Raw genomic sequence first — 12,712 nt, forward strand, 5'->3', positions numbered from 1 at the left:
TTTATGCTATACTGAAAGGAAAACTGGTACAGGCGATTTGAGTGCCCTTTGCTTTTCCTTAATTAAAGAAGTGCTGTATGATACATACCAGGATGCAACAGTTGACCCGCCATTTTGCAGCCCTTCTTGGGCGTCTGCAATGGAAATTGACGCTCTCATATGCGTTGACTACAACGATAACCCTGCTGATCTTTGAGGTGCTCGGTATCCTCATTATTGGCGGACTACTGATTAATCGGTATCCGCAATTATTGGAGAATGATCTTAAAAAGAGTGCAGAGGTGATGAAGGGGTATCCTCCGGGCGCATTTGTCTACCCGCAACGCCATATTAATTTGAACGAAACACTGGCAAATATCAACAAGAGTTATCAACGTCCTTATATTAATCCCGGCACCGATGTCAGCGTGTCACTGGTCGTCGAGCCAGGTGTTACCGCGCTGATTGATCCCGGAGGCCGTGTGCTGGCGACCAGTGATGTTGAAGGCAAGTTAGGTGTACAGCAAGGAAGCTCTATTCAACATTATCTTCCTTCGGGTGGAATGGCAATCTTCTTAACGGCATTAAATGGGCATACTCTGGCCAATTATGTAACCGTGGAGGGATCTGATGAGGTTATTCTTGCGGCAACGCCGGTTCTGAACAAATATCACAAGGTAGTTGCTGTGCTCTTAACACAACAGGCAATCCCATCCCTGGGGAAGGTGCTTTATACCATGATACCGCTGATTGGGCCCAGTCTGATTCTCGCCACGATTATGGCGGTTCTGGGTGGTTGTGTGGTTGGTTTCTTTGTGTCGCGCTGGTTTACCTCCCGGTTTCAGAAGATGCAGGGGATCTCGGCCCGATGGAGTCGGGGAGATTTTTCGCATTTCATCAAGGATAAGGCCAATGACGAGATAGGTCAGCTCTCTTTGCAGTTGAATTCAATGGCCCGGCAGCTCGATGAGCTGCTTCACACCCGACAGCGGATCGCCACGCTTGAGGAGCGTAACCGTCTGGCGCGCGATCTGCATGATAGCATCAAACAGCAACTGTTCGCCATTTCAATGCAGATTGCCAGTGCTCAAACCTTGATTGAGAGTGACGTTGCGCAGACAAAAGAGCGGCTCAACGATGTGGATAGGCTGGTGAATCAGTCACAACAGGAACTCGAGACACTGATCTATCAGCTTCGTCCGGTTCCTCTGGCAGAAAAGAAACTGGTTGATGCCTTGCGCGAGTACAGTGAGCGTTGGGCCGGTCAGCATAAGATCCGCGTGGAGCTCTCGTTTGAGGATGAGATTGCGCTGCCCCTGCTCGCTGAGGAAACATTCTTCCGTATTGCACAGGAAGCGCTTGCCAATGTATGGAGACATAGCAAGGCAACGCGTGTGCTGATTCGACTGTTCTGTGAGCAGGATGAAGCGATTATGGAGATCAGTGATAATGGCAAGGGCTTCCATGTGAAAGATTTACCTAAGCGCGGAATTGGTTTGTACTCAATGCAGGAGCGTGTCGAGGCGATTGGCGGGCATTTTGTGCTAAAAAGTAGCCCGGGAAAGGGAACGACGATCAGGGTGGCAGTTAAGCTGGTGAAAAGTTCGCTTATCCCGGGAAGCCTGTAGTGCTGGAGAAAGGAGGGCCACATCCTGCTTGTCGTGCGGGATGCGGGTTTGATATGGCAGAACAGAATGTTGAATCCATCAGGGTGATGCTGGTTGATGATCATAGTATTGTGCGTCAGGGGATACGAGTTTTTCTCGATGCGCAGGCTGATATTGACGTGGTAGGTGAGGCTGAGTCTGGCGAAGAGGCGCTCAGGCAGGTGGTCGACCTTGTGCCCGACGTCGTGTTGATGGATCTGGCAATGCCGGGGATGAATGGTGTTGAGGTGACACGACAGGTAAAGCGGCTGAGCCCTCATTCTCAGATTGTCGTGTTAACCTCGTATCATGATGATGAATACATTTTCCCTGCATTACGAGCGGGAGCGCTCTCGTATATTCTCAAAAATGTGAATGCACGCGAGCTGGCTGATGCTGTCCGTAAGGCGGCGAAGGGTGAATCCGTTCTTCATCCTCGGGTGGCGGCGCGTGTGGTGCAGGAAGTGCGCGGTGAACGCAATGGTGCTCCCAATCTCTTTACCGAACTGAGCGAGCGTGAGCTTGAGGTGTTGCGCCTGATAGCAAATGGCTATTCAAATGCTCAGATTGCCGCTGAGCTTGTCATTAGTGAGCAAACGGTGAAGGGCCATGTCAGCAATATTCTGAGTAAATTGCATATAGCCGATAGAACACAGGCGGCTGTCTGTGCATGGCAGCAGGGCCTTGTGCGTCGCGCTGATGAATAGCGGATGCAAGGCCAGCGAGTCGTAACGTTTTTTCCCTCCGAGCCGTGAAGGAAGTAGCCGCTTACTGTTTCCAGAAATGCAGATGGAGGGTTCCTATGGCCACAAAGGTAGTGCCTGCTCTGGTGCAAGAGAAGTTAGAAGCGTTTGAGCATCTCTTGCCTGAATTTGAGACATGTTTCCGGTTCGTACAAGATGTGCACGGTCAGAAACGCTTTTCCACGTGTTCGGTCTCGGATGTGGTCTTTTATCTTCACGCCCGCTGGATCTGCGACTGTAAAGGATACTTGTTGAGTGTGCCACGTACGACAAAGATGTATGAAGGGAAGCTTTGTCTTGAGCTGCTGCGCGATTGGCAGCTCAAGGAGGATACGGCATCGGTCGTTGATTTCTTACAGCGCCGGCTTGATCTGATGCCGTTCGCTGAATTGACCAGGCAGATTCATGAAGTGCAATGTCGGCAGGGAGAACATGGACTTGGAGAGCGGCTATTTCACGGTCGCCTGGTTTTGCTAAATCGCTGTATGAATTTGATGCAGGCGCTTGAGACGCTTTTTACCCTTCCAGAGCCCGAGCTATTGCAACAGGTACGACAGGCCTGTGAGCGCTATGGCCATACACCGGAACAGATCGAACAGCAACTGGCACAGATGGAGTCTCCTCTGTTTGCCTTTGTGCCTCATCAGGTGCTTGCGCAGCAAAATATGATGGTGATGAATCGTCTGGGAACGGAGATCATGTCGCGGGGCTCTGATCTCCCGGGGCAGCGTTCATGGCGTGTGTTGCCCGCTCAGGAGCCGCTCACACCCTTTGCCGAGCATCTGTTTCCTGCCTATCAAGAACTGGTGGCTCCCTATCATAATAACATCATGGAACACCATTTCGCTGATCCTCTTGAGCGTCAGGCCTCACAATAAGTCTCCCGGGCTCTCATTGCATCTCTGCTTGAGGGCGAGTATCATCTTAATAGAAAGGGAAAGGCCTATCTGTGAGCCTTTCCCTTACCCTTGATTCAAGGAGACTGGGAGATGAAATCGTATACCAGATATCTTACCTTTCATACTCGCAAGCGCAAAGAGATTGTGCCCATTACTGAGAAGGTAGAACAGATTATTCGGGAAAGCGGTGTGCGGGAGGGGCTGGCGCTGGTATCGGCAATGCATATTACTGCGGCGGTGATTGTACAGGACTATGAGTCAGGGCTATGGCAGGATATGCTCGATTGGGCGGAAGAGGTTGCGCCAGAAAAGCCTGATTATCGACATCACCGCACAGGAGAAGACAACGGCGATGCCCATTTAAAAAACCTGCTCTTTCACCATCAGGTCGTTATACCGATTACTGACGGGCAGTTCGATTCTGGCCCCTGGCAGCAGATTTTTTACGTCGAGTTTGATGGGCAACGTGATAAGCGTGTCATTGTGAAAGTGATTGGCGAATAAGTCAGAGAATGGGGGAAAGCATGTTACGAACCTTTACCGTTTCGACGCACAAGAAAGATCAGGTCGTTGATATTACTGATACTGTAGAGCAATATTTGCGTGAGGCCGAAAAGACAGAGGGCCTCTGCTCGCTCTTTGTGGCACACACAACCTGCTCGATTACCACGGCAGACCTTGACCCCGGAACCGATCTGGATTTGCTGGATGCGCTCCGCCATATGCAACCAAATCTGCGCTATCGTCATCCGCATAATCCGGCCCACGCACCCGATCATATCCTTTCTTCGATCATCGGTTCGTCGCTGGTAATACCCTATCAACAGTCGCGGCTGATGCTTGGCGTGTGGCAGCGCGTGATTCTGGTTGAGCTGGATGGACCGCGCGAGCGTACCCTGCATCTCTCGACATTCTAATTCTTGCCACTTCTGACGGTCGCTTCGTTTCACTGTCTGGAAGCGGCCTTTTTTCTGTTGCTCATGCCTTATCTATGAGACAATGTTAAAACCTGTAAGTCGTGTTCGGGACTTTGGTCAGGTACAAAAGCTACTTATTCTACCCTTGTTTTTCAAAAAAATGTCTGGTATACTTGCCCAAAAGGATAGTGTATTTCTCACACATTCCCTTTTCTTTTTTGTCCGGCAAGTAAGTGTACAAATTACACTTATTCAAAGGAGAATAAGAATGCGAACCCAGAAGAACCAACCATTTGATGTTGTCATCATTGGTGGTGGCATTGCCGGGCTGTCGCTGGCTTTACGGCTCCCGGAGACGGTGCGTGTGGCACTGTTAACGAAGGGCAAGGCTGGCGAGAGTAATACGCGCTATGCCCAGGGGGGAATTGCTGTTGCACTTGGTGAAGATGATACCCCGGAACTTCACCTTCAGGACACGCTTGCAGCCGGGGCCGGGCTCTGCGACGAGGCAGCAGTACGAACGCTGGTAGAACAGGGACCAGCAGCGGTCCGATGGCTGATTCAGATGGGAGTTCAGTTTGATAAGGCGCAGCCGGGCGATCTCCATGTTACGGCTGATGGTCTCTTGCTTGGCCGTGAGGGGGCTCATTGCCGCTGGCGTGTATTGCATGCCGGAGGGGATGCGACCGGGGCCGAGATCGAGCGAGCCTTGCTTGTTGCATTGCATGAGCGCACCTCAATCGTTGTGTATGAAGAAACCTATGTTTCAGAGCTTTTGATGCAAGCTGGAATTTGTACAGGGATTCGCGCGCTCGATCGTGCCGGGAACTCCTTTACCCTTTCCTCACGTTTTACCGTGCTTGCCAGTGGGGGAGCTGGTGGGCTCTGGCTTCATACATCGAATCCCGGGGGCGCTACATCTGATGGGATTGCGCTGGCCTGGCGAGCCGGAGCAGCCCTTACGGATCTGGAATTTATGCAGTTCCATCCAACCGTTATGGCTATCCAGGGTGCTTCTCATCTGATTTCCGAGGCAGTACGTGGCGAGGGCGCCTATTTGCGCAACCACGCCGGAGAGCGCTTTATGTTGCGCTACAGTCAACAAGCTGAGCTGGCGCCGCGTGATGTGGTCGCACGAGCAATTCTCAAAGAAATGGTAATCGAAGAAGTTGCGCATCAATATCTTGATCTGCGCCATCTCCCTGCACAAAAAATGCACGCACGTTTCCCGACAATCTCCACAATCTGTTCACACTATGGGCTTGATCTGGCTCAGGATCTTATCCCGGTGGCTCCTGCCGCGCATTATTGTATGGGTGGCGTGATGGTAGATACAGTGGGAAGAACGACGGTGCCGGGCCTATATGCGGTAGGGGAAGTGGCCTGTACCGGCGTGCACGGAGCCAATCGGCTGGCAAGTAATTCCTTGCTTGAAGGCCTCGTCTTCGGGATACAGGCAGCCTGTCATCTGGTTGAGCAGCTCAAAGCGGGAACGTGCCTACCGGCTCCCGAGGCGTATTCTTTGCGTGACTCGGCGCAGATGATCGAATATGAAGAGGATATACCAGCTTCAGGAGAAGAGGCGCTATCGATATCACAGATCAGGCAAGCGCTGCGCCAGACGATGTGGCGTTCGGTGTCGCTTTCCCGAGATGCGGAAGGCCTGACGGCAGCCTTGCAGCAGGTAAGAAGTTTGAAGGCCAGTCTCCCGGAACAGCGCTCGCGCGAAGAGCAGGAGACCGCGAATATGTTACAGGTCGCGGAACTGGTGATTGTCGCGGCTCTGACCAGATGGGAGAGTCGAGGAAGTCACTGGCGAAGTGACTTCCCGACCACGGACGAACGACTGAAGCAACGCCATTTCGCGTTTCAGCGTCGCCTGAGTGGCTCATCTGATCAAGAAAATAGGGAGAGCGCTTCTCTTCTCATCAGGTAGTGTGTATCCATGAAAAGAAAGTATAAGGGGTGTATGAATAGCGCTTTTACCGATATCATCAAACGAACACTTGAAGAGGATGGCGCATATTACGATATCACGACATTAAGTACCGTTCCCGGGACACAGCAGGCACAGGCGGCGATAATCGCGCGGCGGGCGGGCGTGATTGCCGGATTGGAAGTCGCGGCTCAGGCGTTTACGCTGTTTGATGCTCGCATTACGGTGACCTTGCTGGTTCAGGATGGCGCGACCGTCAAGCCTGATGAGCGCCTTGCAACGATCAGTGGTCCCGCACGTTCCATCTTGAGTGCTGAACGAACGGCTCTCAACTTTCTGGGGCATCTTTCAGGTATCGCTACTCTGACAGCGCACTGCGTCAGTGCAATCGAGGGTACAGGAGCGCATATTCTGGATACCCGTAAGACGATGCCCGGGCTGCGGATGCTTGAGAAGCAGGCGGTGCGACTTGGCGGGGGGCAGAATCATCGTTTTGGGCTGGACGATGGCATTCTGATCAAAGACAATCATATTAAGGCAGCGGGCGGGATCACCCAGGCGGTCGAGGCCGCGCGACGTATGGCCCCGCATCTATTCAAGGTCGAGGTAGAGTGTGAGACGCTTGAGCAGGTGCAGGAGGCCCTGGAGGCAAGGGCTGACGTCATCATGCTGGATAATATGAGTGTTGAGGTGATGCAAGCGGCCGTTACCTCTATTCGTGAGCAGAACCCACAGGTCTTGATTGAGGCCTCCGGGAGCATCGGAACTGATGAGAAGCGCCTGAAAGCGGTAGCCTCAACCGGGGTTGACTTTATCTCTCTAGGAGCAATCACGCACTCGGCTCCACAATTTGATATCTCACTGGAATTTGCTTGATCGGCTGCAAGCATCGTGAAAGGAGACAGAGAATCAATGGCTATCAATACACAATGTGCAGAGAGCCAGGAAGCACGCATTCTTCCCTTGCTTACACCAAAAACACGGGCAAAGCATGACCTTTCAAAGCGCGTTGATATCATTCCAACATTCTATGCGGAGATGGAGCCGGAGGAGATTCATCGTCGGATTGCGGCTGCAAAGGAGGCACTTGGTTCGCGGCTGGTGATTCTGGGACACCACTATCAGCGCGATGAGATCATTCAATATGCAGATTATCGCGGCGACTCGTTCAAGCTGGCTCAGCTTGCAGCAGGGCGTCCAGAAGCGGATTACATTGTGTTCTGTGGCGTTCACTTCATGGCCGAAAGCGCTGATATTCTCAGCGCGGCTCATCAGAAAGTGGTGCTACCAAACCCGGCGGCCGGCTGTTCTATGGCTGATATGGCAAATATTGCCGAAGTAGAAGAATGTTGGGAGACGCTGCATGAGCTGCTTGGTGAGGATGCAAGTATTATCCCCGTCACCTACATGAACTCGGCGGCGAACTTGAAGGCGTTCTGTGGCCGAAATGGTGGTATTGTCTGCACATCATCGAATGCTCCAGCGGTAATGAGGTGGGCCTTCTCCCAGGGGAAGCGCGTCCTGTTCTTCCCTGATGAGCACCTGGGACGCAACACGGCCCTCAAGTATGGCATTCCTGAAGAACATATGGCCGTCTGGAATCCGAAAGATCCCTTTGCTGCTGCTGATGCGGAAGAGGCTTTTGAACGAGCGCAGATCATTCTGTGGAAGGGTTTTTGCTCGACCCATATGCGGTTCAGCCTGCAACAGATTGAGAAAGCGCGTGCCGAGTATCCCGATGTGAAAATTCTGGTCCATCCAGAGTGCAGGCGCGAAGTCGTTGAGGCTGCTGATCTCTACGGCTCAACAGAATATATTATCCAGCAGGTGGAGAACGCCCCGGCGGGGACACGATGGGGGATCGGTACCGAGATCAATCTGGTGCACCGCCTGGCAAAAGAGCACCCTGAGCAGTTTATCTTTTGTCTGGACCCGGTGGTCTGTCCTTGCTCGACCATGTATCGGATTCACCCTGCCTACCTGGCCTGGGTGCTGGAGGCGCTGGTCAACGACGAGGTGATCAATCAGGTCAGCGTCGATGAGACAACCGCTCATTGGGCGCGTGTGGCGCTTGAACGCATGCTGGCAATGAAGGGATAAGAGTTGCCAGAACTGTCAGAATGCGTTACTGTAGTACTGGCCGTGCGAACGCTGTTTGTTCCACGGGCAGTACTGTCTACTGTGTTTTGTAGTAGAAGGAGAAGCGCATGACAACAAACGAGGTTCAGGAACTGCGAGAGGGGCAGCCTGCCCCTGATTTTACCGTTCCTGCTATCGGACCTGATACGATCGTCAAGAATGGACAGGTACATCTGGCGGATCTTAAGGGGCGCGTGGTAGTGCTCTATTTTTATCCGAAGGATGATACCCCTGGCTGTACGGCTGAGGCGTGTGCTTTCCGCGATGCCAATCAGGAAATGCAGCAGCGGGGCGTCGCTGTGCTCGGTGTCAGCACCGACTCACTGGCCTCTCATCAAAAGTTCGCCGAGAAATATGGCCTGCCTTTTACCTTGCTTGCCGATACCGATAAAGTCGTCGCTCAGGCATACAATGTCTACAAGGAAAAAAGCATGTTCGGCAAGAAATACATGGGTGTCGAGCGTGCGACCTTCCTGATCGACAAGGAAGGCGTTATCCGCAAGATCTGGCCGAAGGTCAAGCCGGATGGGCATGCCGCTCAGGTTTTACAGACGATCGAAGCCTTGAACCTCTAATGATACAAAGAAAGAAGAGCATGGCTGGACATTATCCAGCCGTGTTCTTGCTTTCAGTGCGTGTGATCTTCAGGTCATTCCATGTAACTTCAAAATGATACCGTTTTCCCTCCTGAAAGAAATCAGCAATCGAACGAGCCGCTAACTGGCTGATAAGCAGCGCGAATGGGCGGGTCAATGGGTAGTCGCATGGATCGCCGGGCGTGTCCCGTGGCACGATATAATCCGGCTCCCAGATCCCGGAACCATAAAGTCCGTCACCACTGAAGCCGATATGCAGGCAGGGAATGTGCAGCGAACGAGCCATATCGCTGATGGCCTGCCGCCCCTGACGATTATCAAATGCGTCGATGATAACGGTGCTGTCTTTGAGCTGCTGTGTTGCGTTCTTCCCGGTGAGCTCGATTACAACAGGTTCCAGTTTGGTCTGAATAGCCCGATAGAGTGTGTTTGCCAGGGCGCGGGCTTTGGGCGCCCCGACTTCCGCCCGACCGTATGGCTGCGTTGAAAGGTTGCGCATCTCGACGCGATCTTTATCGATCAGTTTGATGTTGGTAAAGCCCATTTTTGCGAGGGTTTCACAGAGATTGCCGCCCAGAGCGCCAGCGCCACAGATAGTAATGCGTTGCTCGACGAAGGGGGCAAGCGATGCATGCCGTTCCTCATGAAAAAACGGACTATTTGAATGAAGCTGTTGTGCCATAATGTGCCTGCTAATCCTCGTATTGTGCCCAATCCGGGCTTGTGCTAACAACATTGACCAGACTGGTTAGATCGAAGTCACGATCTCGGCCACTTAAACAGATACCACTTGAGATGACCTCAAGCCGACGGTTGACCACTGAGCGATAGCGGTAATGATTGTCCCGTTCGCTCCATTCAACAACCAGTTGTCCCCCGGGGATCTCACTGTAGCTGTGAAGCGTTGCATTGGCTTTCGCCAGGGCATGTTGTAGCTGCCCTTCCAGCGTGCTACGATGACGCTCCTGCTGAAGCCGCGCCAGACGTTGTGAGGCGGGCAGATGACGTAGCTGTTGGTGCAGCCGCAGCTCGAACTGTTCACGCTCCTGGCGCTCGTTTACCTCCAGTCGATGAATCTGCCAGAAGAGCAGGGCCAGCCTTTGACTTTGCGCCAGACCGGGCAGGAAATTTTTGACCTCGTCTTGTTGACTGGAGGCATCGCGGAGCCACTCAGCCTGTATTGGATCTGCCAGCAAATCCGGGCCCTCATACCAGAGCGTACGCCCATCAACGCGTACAAGTACGCGCTCAAAGCGGTCCGCGCCGTTGGTGGGATCACAGAGAAGGACGGGGTGTGGCTCAGGCGGCATTCCGAAGCGCTGGCGGGCATCGCTCTCATTGAACGGGATGGCCCACCACATCGATGGGTGTTGAATATCGGGCCAGAGGAGTATCATACGCAAGACAGGGAAGAGTTCCAGATAGGCGCCACGTTCCCAGGGTTGCGCTTCGCGTTGAAGTTCTGCCTCGCGCTCATTGCGTGGGCGGAAGCAGCCCCATCCGCTAAAAGAGCTCTTCTGGCGGAACTCATAGACCAGACCATTCAAGCGCGTACGAATGCGGCTTCCATGAATGACAGGAGCGATAATATCTCGTTGTAGTAGCCTCTGGCTCTCCTGTTGTAACCTTGCAATCAGGGCCCGGGGATCAATGCGTCGCTCATGAGCCATCGTGATGCTCCCTTTCTGTTCTCAAATTGGCTGTTTCGCCAGGCGGGATGGGCTGGTATTGGCTGTTGTCCTTGCATCGAAAATACAGTATATTCTTTGTTCTCGTTCTCATTATATTCAGCTTGAGTGGAGATGACAGGTATGCAACAGGACTGGCGGCGAGATCGCTATTGTATCAGCACAGATAAAACAAAACTTGATATTGCTTTTATCCATGCTTTTCTTTCCCATTCATATTGGGCGGAGGGCATTCCGCAAGAGATTGTTGAGCGTGCCATAGAGCATTCTCTGTGCTTTGGTATTTATGAAAATGAACAACAGATTGGCTTTGGACGCATAGTGACTGACTATGCTACATTTGCGTATATTAGCGACGTATTTATCAGCGAGCCGTATCGTGGAAGAGGCCTGAGCAAATGGTTAATCGAAGTGATGACCGCGCATCCACAGCTACAGGGCTTGCGTCGCTGGATGCTGATGACTCGGGATGCACATGGCCTTTATCAACAATTTGGCTTTACTGGCCCGAAAACGCCCGAGCGTATAATGGAGATTACCAATCCCGATATCTATCGACGCAAACAGGGAGAGCGGTAACGGACAGAAAAACAGTGTGGGGAAAAACTCGGTTCCCCACACCCGCTTCAGGCGACCTGAGCGCGGCTCGGTATCTCGTACTGCATAATCATCTCAACCTGCTCGGCTTTGCTTGGCATTGCCAGCAAGTTTAAGACGTTGGGCAGTGAGTAGTAGTCGCCGTTGAAGGTATAGCGAATGACCTCAATGCCATCTTCTATCAGGCCTTTATTGAAGAAATCATGTCCCCCGCCGTCCACCTGAAGAATGACTACCGATGGAGCTGCCTGCATTTGCTGCTTGTACTCTGCATAGGCCTTGCGGAAGTAAGGGGCAGTGTTCTCGCCCTCATCGGTAACAATCACGATGGTCTCCGCATAGAAGCGCTCTTTCGTCATCTTTGCCAGCGCTGAGCCGATAGACGTTGAACCGTTAGCTTTAATGAACTTGAACGCTTTCTCCCACTCGCTCATAGTTGGACGTGGCTGCTTTGATTGTACCTTGATCTCGATGGCAGTACTATCAAAGGCGTATACCTTGAATTCCGCGTTGATAACCGCGCTGATCAGAGCCGCAAGCTGCTTTGACACCTCAATGGCAGTCGTCATCGAGCTACTTTTATCGACAAACAGCGCGGTTGGTCGCTTAATCTCGACCGTCGCGGCAACGCGCTGGTCCGTCACTTTGGTCAGCTCTTTTTCGGTCTCCTCATCCAACTTTGCCACCTCAATGGCCTTTTTCGCCTTAAGCGTGGAGACTCGTTTATCCGTTCGGGAGTCCGCGATCTTCTGGTTGATGAGCTCCTTGACTTCCTGATGGTCCAGCGCCCCCTTACGCTTCAGCATCGCCATATTATTGATGACTTCCTGAGGTGTCATAGCATTAATGAGCGCGACCAGCAACGCGGGCGTGATATGGCGGAGAGCGCCAATCGCCGTCGTATACGGGATCTTATTCTCGATGATAATGCTTGCCTGCTCTTCCGTTGTTTGTGCCTTCGCCAGTTGCTTCAATCCAGCAAGCGGGCTGTCCGCGGGCGGTTTCTCATCAAAGAGAATGGCCTGAGCGCGGGGACTCGGCTTGATGCGCAGGCTGGCATACAGATGCTTCAAGGCTGTGCGTGCCCGCAGCGCCGCGCCATCGAACTGTCTGGGGTTGGCCTCGCGGGTCCGCAGATAGTATGTGATCGCGTTTTTCAGTGAGCGCGGCACTTTCCCGATAACCTTTTTGGCGTGATCGAGGACGCGTGCGACTTCATATGGAGCCAGTTGTTGCAGCAGGACCCAGGCCGCCTCGCGGAATTCAGGGTACTCACTGGTTGCCAGGTGGGCAACAAACAAAATTTTGTGGTCACGTACCTCACCTTTGGCAAAGTACCAGGGAGCAAGATGGCCGTAAAAGAGGGGGTCTCGCTCCAACGCGCTGGTATGGATGGAAGCAAGCTCATCCAGCTTTCGGTGTGGTGTGGTGAGGAAGCTGTTGAGAACCTGAATGCGAACGTCCTGTTCAGCGGTGCGAATATCGCTCATGCGTTTTCCTTTCGTGAGAGTACAGGGCACGGCTGATGCTCTATACAAGTTCCCGGGATAATCCGATATCTCGTCGGCTTAT

Annotated in this window: 13 protein-coding genes; 10 read left to right on the forward strand and 3 right to left on the reverse strand. The window is 52.7% G+C overall.

The genetic code is table 11. The features are described 5' to 3' along the window. The first annotated feature begins 77 nt into the window (after nt 1-77). The 9 genes from KTH_RS29230 to bcp all read left to right on the forward strand — a co-directional run bounded on the left by KTH_RS29230 (nt 78) and on the right by bcp (nt 8,834). Nucleotides 78-1,607, forward strand: coding sequence for a HAMP domain-containing sensor histidine kinase (locus KTH_RS29230; RefSeq protein ID WP_111325773.1), 1,530 nt, complete (start codon nt 78-80; stop codon nt 1,605-1,607). Between the two features lie 53 nt (nt 1,608-1,660). Then, a complete protein-coding gene (locus tag KTH_RS29235; protein ID WP_111325809.1) occupies nt 1,661-2,332 on the forward strand; it encodes a response regulator in 672 nt (223 codons plus the stop codon). A 95-nt stretch (nt 2,333-2,427) separates the two neighbouring features. Beyond that, nucleotides 2,428-3,246, forward strand: coding sequence for a hypothetical protein (locus tag KTH_RS29240; RefSeq protein WP_111325774.1), 819 nt, complete (start codon nt 2,428-2,430; stop codon nt 3,244-3,246). Nucleotides 3,247-3,357: 111 nt separating this feature from the next. Then, entirely contained in the window at nt 3,358-3,771 is a 414-nt protein-coding gene (locus KTH_RS29245) for a secondary thiamine-phosphate synthase enzyme YjbQ (RefSeq protein ID WP_111325775.1), read from the forward strand. Between the two features lie 20 nt (nt 3,772-3,791). Beyond that, nucleotides 3,792-4,184 carry a secondary thiamine-phosphate synthase enzyme YjbQ gene (locus KTH_RS29250; protein WP_111325776.1) on the forward strand — a complete coding sequence of 131 codons (393 nt, stop codon included), beginning with the start codon at nt 3,792-3,794 and terminating at the stop codon, nt 4,182-4,184. 268 nt (nt 4,185-4,452) lie between these two features. Continuing rightward, nucleotides 4,453-6,120, forward strand: a complete 1,668-nt coding sequence (nadB, locus tag KTH_RS29255) for an L-aspartate oxidase (RefSeq protein ID WP_111325777.1) — start codon at nt 4,453-4,455, stop codon at nt 6,118-6,120. A 33-nt stretch (nt 6,121-6,153) separates the two neighbouring features. After that, the gene (gene nadC, locus KTH_RS29260) at nt 6,154-6,996 is read left to right on the forward strand and encodes a carboxylating nicotinate-nucleotide diphosphorylase (protein WP_497622405.1); all 843 of its coding nucleotides are present in this window, start codon (nt 6,154-6,156) and stop codon (nt 6,994-6,996) included. A 36-nt stretch (nt 6,997-7,032) separates the two neighbouring features. After that, nucleotides 7,033-8,220 (forward strand): quinolinate synthase NadA, encoded by a 1,188-nt coding sequence (gene nadA / locus KTH_RS29265; RefSeq protein WP_111325779.1) that lies wholly within the window; start codon nt 7,033-7,035, stop codon nt 8,218-8,220. 107 nt (nt 8,221-8,327) lie between these two features. Then, on the forward strand, nt 8,328-8,834 hold the full coding sequence (gene bcp / locus KTH_RS29270) for a thioredoxin-dependent thiol peroxidase (protein ID WP_111325780.1): 507 nt from the start codon (nt 8,328-8,330) through the stop codon (nt 8,832-8,834). Between the two features lie 31 nt (nt 8,835-8,865). Here the strand turns inward: bcp and KTH_RS29275 are convergent, their stop codons facing one another. Together KTH_RS29275 and KTH_RS29280 are read right to left on the reverse strand one after the other, a co-directional pair. After that, a complete protein-coding gene (locus tag KTH_RS29275; protein WP_111325781.1) occupies nt 8,866-9,537 on the reverse strand; it encodes a HesA/MoeB/ThiF family protein in 672 nt (223 codons plus the stop codon). A 10-nt stretch (nt 9,538-9,547) separates the two neighbouring features. Beyond that, nucleotides 9,548-10,525 (reverse strand): hypothetical protein, encoded by a 978-nt coding sequence (locus KTH_RS29280; protein WP_111325782.1) that lies wholly within the window; start codon nt 10,523-10,525, stop codon nt 9,548-9,550. A gap of 141 nt (nt 10,526-10,666) precedes the next feature. Here KTH_RS29280 and KTH_RS29285 point away from each other — a divergent pair, with 141 nt between their 5' ends. Next, on the forward strand, nt 10,667-11,122 hold the full coding sequence (locus KTH_RS29285) for a GNAT family N-acetyltransferase (protein WP_111325783.1): 456 nt from the start codon (nt 10,667-10,669) through the stop codon (nt 11,120-11,122). 47 nt (nt 11,123-11,169) lie between these two features. Here the strand turns inward: KTH_RS29285 and KTH_RS29290 are convergent, their stop codons facing one another. After that, nucleotides 11,170-12,630, reverse strand: a complete 1,461-nt coding sequence (locus tag KTH_RS29290) for a hypothetical protein (RefSeq protein ID WP_497622408.1) — start codon at nt 12,628-12,630, stop codon at nt 11,170-11,172. Between the last annotated feature and the right edge of the window lie 82 nt (nt 12,631-12,712).

The sequence above is a fragment of the Thermosporothrix sp. COM3 genome, assembly GCF_059696735.1.

What these genes read in the sequence shown, in the direction of transcription:
- KTH_RS29285 (WP_111325783.1), top strand. Translation starts at nt 10,667, where the DNA reads ATGCAACAGGACTGGCGGCGAGATCGCTATTGTATCAGCACAGATAAA.
- KTH_RS29245 (WP_111325775.1), top strand. Translation starts at nt 3,358, where the DNA reads ATGAAATCGTATACCAGATATCTTACCTTTCATACTCGCAAGCGCAAA.
- bcp (WP_111325780.1), top strand. Translation starts at nt 8,328, where the DNA reads ATGACAACAAACGAGGTTCAGGAACTGCGAGAGGGGCAGCCTGCCCCT.
- KTH_RS29275 (WP_111325781.1), bottom strand. Translation starts at nt 9,537, where the DNA reads ATGGCACAACAGCTTCATTCAAATAGTCCGTTTTTTCATGAGGAACGG.
- KTH_RS29250 (WP_111325776.1), top strand. Translation starts at nt 3,792, where the DNA reads ATGTTACGAACCTTTACCGTTTCGACGCACAAGAAAGATCAGGTCGTT.
- KTH_RS29240 (WP_111325774.1), top strand. Translation starts at nt 2,428, where the DNA reads ATGGCCACAAAGGTAGTGCCTGCTCTGGTGCAAGAGAAGTTAGAAGCG.
- nadC (WP_497622405.1), top strand. Translation starts at nt 6,154, where the DNA reads ATGAATAGCGCTTTTACCGATATCATCAAACGAACACTTGAAGAGGAT.
- KTH_RS29235 (WP_111325809.1), top strand. Translation starts at nt 1,661, where the DNA reads ATGGCAGAACAGAATGTTGAATCCATCAGGGTGATGCTGGTTGATGAT.
- KTH_RS29280 (WP_111325782.1), bottom strand. Translation starts at nt 10,525, where the DNA reads ATGGCTCATGAGCGACGCATTGATCCCCGGGCCCTGATTGCAAGGTTA.
- nadA (WP_111325779.1), top strand. Translation starts at nt 7,033, where the DNA reads ATGGCTATCAATACACAATGTGCAGAGAGCCAGGAAGCACGCATTCTT.
- nadB (WP_111325777.1), top strand. Translation starts at nt 4,453, where the DNA reads ATGCGAACCCAGAAGAACCAACCATTTGATGTTGTCATCATTGGTGGT.
- KTH_RS29230 (WP_111325773.1), top strand. Translation starts at nt 78, where the DNA reads ATGATACATACCAGGATGCAACAGTTGACCCGCCATTTTGCAGCCCTT.
- KTH_RS29290 (WP_497622408.1), bottom strand. Translation starts at nt 12,630, where the DNA reads ATGAGCGATATTCGCACCGCTGAACAGGACGTTCGCATTCAGGTTCTC.